Genomic DNA, 3,507 nt, shown 5'->3' with positions numbered 1-3,507 from the left:
TAGCCAGACCAGGCCGCCGAAATCCGTGCGCGGCTTGGCTTGCAGAACCGACGACCAACGCGACAGGCCAACCCCGTCGGCCATGTCCAAGATTCTGGCCATTGTCGGTTCCGGCACCGGGATGCCGATCTCGAACGTTAGATAGGATAACGCCACCGCCGCTGGAACCGCCAGGCCGCGTCTGCCGACGATGTCGAGGAACGTGTCCCAATCGACGTCTTCGCCATGGATGGCGACCGCGCAGTCGACAAGCCAGTCGCTGTGGGTGTGGGCGTCGAGGCCGCCATGGGCGATGGCCAGGGCCATGCGATCGGACGGCGACGGCACGAAGACCGCGACGCCGCTGAATTGTGCCGGGACCGCCCGTTGCCAGATCGCCAGGTCGTCTTCCGCGCTCGTCTGCGACCCGTCATAGCCGAGCTGGTGCAGGTCGATGTCACCGAAACGGCCCTTGAAGAAGTTCATCGACCGCAGCGACGCCAACCGGGTTCGCAGATATTGCGCGCTGACGCCCGAGGCGATCTGCCAGTCGCGATCGCGCAAGATGTCGAAGACGGCAGCCATGTCGCGCGGGCGCACCAATATGTCGATATCATGCGCCACCCGGCCACGCTGCGCCGACGCGTTCAAGGCAATGCGGCTGGCGCCCTTTATCAGCATGATGTCGGCGCCGCCGTCGGCCATCGCCTTCAGCGCCGGCTCGGCCTCGCGCATCGCCATGCGCGACTTCGTCCACAGCATCTTCTGCAGGCCGACGAGGCGCGGATGGGCGGCATGCCCGGCCAGCTTCCTGCCGAACCTGTCGGAGATGGCGGCGAGCAGGCGATGTTCTCGAAACGAGACGAGATCGATGTCGTTCTCGTCCAGCCAGCGCGCGGCACAGGCAGCGGCTGCGTCCTCATCGGAGAGCAGCGCCGCCTTCAGCAACAGGTCCAGCTGGCCGGTGGGCCACGACCAGCCATAGTCCGGGAAGCGGCGGCCGATGCGGCGAACGGGCGTGGCGTTCAACTGGAACCTGCCTTGTTCTGGGCTCGCCGCTGCATGGCGAGCCTTGCGACCTGGAGGTAGCCCCGGTCGCGTGCCGGATCGCGGCCGTAGGAAAGGCTGCCCGGACGGATGCGGCGCAATGCAAGCACGTCGTCGAGCATGGCAAGGGCAAAGCCTGCCTCACGAACCCGGGCGATCCAGTCGATCATCTCGCCGCGACCGCCTGGTGGGTCGATGATGGGACCGACGCTCTGCACCACCTCTTGGCGGATCATCATCGTCGTGCGCGACCAGCCAGCTCCACTGGTCGCATCGGGCAAATCGGGGCTGTCGCCGCGAAACGTCCGCCAATGCGTAAAGACGCCCGTTGTCCCGGGATGACGGTCGAGATGGACCAGCTGCTTTTCGATCTTGTCCGCCAACCACAAATCGTCGGCATCGAGCGTCGCGATGAGCGGCGTCGAGAGTGCCGCAATGCCACGGGTCGTTGCGCTGCCAGGTCCGGCATTGTCCTGTCGCAGCACAGTCACCGGCAGGTTCATCGCATCGATCACCGCAACCGTATCGTCGGTCGAACCGTCATCGACCACGACGATGGCGTCCGCCCTTGCCGTCTGGGCCAGGACGGAGTTCAGGGCCGCGCCGATGGTGGCGGCCGCGTTGAAAGCCGGAATGACGACGCCGTAGGCTGCCATCAAAGGAATCGCCACTGCGCGAGATCCTTGAAGTCGAAGATCCCCTCCACCCGGCGCAAGTTGGGGTCGGCCCTGCGACGCTTCATCGACTTGTGAATGGCGCGCATGAACTCGCGAAAGGGCACATCGGCTTCCTTGGTCATGTTGCCGGGATGACGTCTGTAGTAGAGAGCCACCGTATCGGGCATAACGTATTTTGTCTGGCTCTCAAAGATACGCAAAAGATAGTCGGTGTCCTCGGCCTGTTTGAAATCCTCGTCGAAACCTCCGGTGCGCTCGATGAGGTTTCGCGCAAAGATCCCGGCGGACAGGTGGATCCCTCGCACGGTGATGGAGTGGCTGTCGGCGGCCGGTTCCAGCGTCTCGCCATCTATCTTGTCGACCAACGTCATGCGCGAATAGGTCAGGTCCAGGCCAGGATCTTCTCCGAAGCAGGCGAGATCCGCCTTGAAGCGCCCTGTCGGGGAGATGTCGTCCGAATCGAGAAACGACACCAGGCCGGTCTGCGGCAGCAACTGCTTCAGCCCGGCATTGCGCGCCTTTGTGACGCCGCCATTGCTCTGCTGGAAAAGACGAATGCACGGGGCCTCGTCGATCAACGACCGTACGACGGCTGCCGAACCATCGGTCGACCCATCGTCGATGACGATGATGTCGAGATCGATGTCTTCGCGCTGCCTGAGCAGCGAGCGCAGCGCGAGGCCAACGAATTGTTCGCGATTGTAGACCGGCATGATGACGCTCAGCTTCATGGGCGTCTCCGGCAGCATTCCGGGCTTGGCTGATCCGACTTGATTGTGTCGAGCATCATAGCATCCGCCAATCGGTGGGACTCTTCAATTCGAAGATTCCCTGGACCTCTCGCCGTGCCGGATCGGCCTTGCGCCGCCGCATCGACTTGTGGATTGCACGCAAGTGGTTGCGGACCCTGCCGCTATGTTCCTTGGTGACATTTCCGGCATGGCGTCGGTAGTAGATCGCGACGGCGTCCAACAATTCGTAGTTCGGTCCCGCCTCGAAAACGCGCAGCAGATAGTCGGTATCCTCAGCCTGCTCGAAATCCTCATCGAACTCGCCCGTCCGGTCGACAAGCCCTCTGCTGAACACGGCGGCGCTCAGCGAAATTCCCCGAAGCGTCATCGTGCGGCTGTCGGCTGCCGGTTTCAGCCGCTCATCGTCAATCCGCTCGACCAGCGTCATCAGCGAATAGGTCAGCTCGAGTCCGGGGTCTGCTCTGAAGCGTGCAAGGTCCTTCTTGAACCGTCCGGCCAGCGAGATGTCGTCAGAATCCAGAAACGAAACGAACTCCGCATCCGGCGGCAGTTGCCGCAGCCCGGCGTTGCGCGCCCTGGCTACGCCCATGTTGGATTGCTGGAACAGTCGGATGCAGGCGTTTTCGCGCATCATCGAGCGCACGGCCTCAGCAGAGCCGTCGGTCGAGCCGTCGTCGATGACGATGATGTCGAGATCGGCGGCGTCCCGCTGCCGCACCAGCGAGCGCAATGCCGAAACGACATAGCGCTCACGGTTGTAGACGGGCATTATCACGCTCAGTTTCACGAAGTGCCCCGCGTGAGAAAGTCCGCAATCGCGCCGGCTATCTCCTGTGGCTGCGTCCCCAGCGACAGACGATAGCACGGCAGCAGGCGGGTCAGGTCGCTGAAGAAGCGAAAGCCGCTCTCCCGCTCGCCCGGCATCTGCGCTATGCCCGACGGCGCCAAGGCGATCATGGCATCCCTGCGCGACACCGGCACGATCGAACTTGCCTCGCCTCCGCCGATATGTGGCACCAGCAGCGCGATGATGTCCAGAGTTTTGGGCACCG

General features: G+C 63.4%; 4 protein-coding genes and 1 pseudogene. All 5 read right to left on the bottom strand.

Annotation, left to right across the window (positions count from 1 at the left end):
• The coding region (locus tag EOC06_RS05850) for a nucleotidyltransferase family protein (protein WP_128307307.1) at nt 1-1,008 on the bottom strand (1,008 nt) is incomplete at its 3' end.
• Nucleotides 1,005-1,682: a glycosyltransferase family A protein gene (locus EOC06_RS05845; protein WP_128307306.1), complete on the bottom strand. Its 678-nt coding sequence runs from the start codon at nt 1,680-1,682 to the stop codon at nt 1,005-1,007. The genes EOC06_RS05845 and EOC06_RS05850, both read right to left, overlap by 4 nt.
• Nucleotides 1,682-2,434, bottom strand: a complete 753-nt coding sequence (locus tag EOC06_RS05840; protein ID WP_128307305.1) for a glycosyltransferase — start codon at nt 2,432-2,434, stop codon at nt 1,682-1,684. The genes EOC06_RS05845 and EOC06_RS05840 overlap by 1 nt, the downstream gene beginning before the upstream one ends.
• A 55-nt stretch (nt 2,435-2,489) precedes the next feature.
• On the bottom strand, nt 2,490-3,242 hold the full coding sequence (locus EOC06_RS05835) for a glycosyltransferase family A protein (RefSeq protein ID WP_164898477.1): 753 nt from the start codon (nt 3,240-3,242) through the stop codon (nt 2,490-2,492).
• Nucleotides 3,239-3,507: pseudogene (locus EOC06_RS41770) on the bottom strand (serine kinase); the annotation flags it as partial. The gene EOC06_RS05835 and the pseudogene EOC06_RS41770, both read right to left, overlap by 4 nt.

Origin of the sequence: Mesorhizobium sp. M7A.F.Ca.MR.362.00.0.0, assembly GCF_004023175.1 — a bacterium.
Classification (GTDB): Bacteria; Pseudomonadota; Alphaproteobacteria; order Rhizobiales; family Rhizobiaceae; genus Mesorhizobium.
This window is presented reverse-complemented; position numbering and strand designations above follow the sequence as displayed.

What these genes read in the sequence shown, in the direction of transcription:
- EOC06_RS05845 (WP_128307306.1), bottom strand. Translation starts at nt 1,682, where the DNA reads ATGGCAGCCTACGGCGTCGTCATTCCGGCTTTCAACGCGGCCGCCACC.
- EOC06_RS05840 (WP_128307305.1), bottom strand. Translation starts at nt 2,434, where the DNA reads ATGAAGCTGAGCGTCATCATGCCGGTCTACAATCGCGAACAATTCGTT.